The following is a 249-nucleotide window of genomic DNA, read 5'->3' on the forward strand; positions in this document are numbered from 1 at the left end:
CGGTGCATCGGCTTCACGCACCACCAGGCTGGCCTGGCAGTCGGCAGCGATATCGGCCAGGGCCTGCTCGCGGGACTTGGGATTGATCACGGCGGGAATGGCGCCGACCGCGATGCAGGCCAGGAACAGGCAGGCCAGCGAAGGCGAGTCGTTCAACGCCAGCACCACGCGATCGCCGGGCTTGAGCAGGCGGGCCAGTTGGCTGGCCTGGGAGAGAATGTAGGTCCGGCATTGCAGCCGGCTGAGAGT

The 249-nt window shown here is 67.5% G+C and carries 1 protein-coding gene; it reads right to left on the bottom strand.

Translation table 11 applies throughout. From position 1 onward, the window contains the following. On the bottom strand, positions 1-249 hold a 249-nt coding region (locus ACLJNW_RS27220; RefSeq protein WP_410961669.1), incomplete at both ends, for an AMP-binding protein.

Source organism: Salmonella sp. SAL4457 (assembly GCF_046548235.1).
Classification (GTDB): domain Bacteria; phylum Pseudomonadota; class Gammaproteobacteria; order Enterobacterales; family Enterobacteriaceae; genus Salmonella; species Salmonella enterica.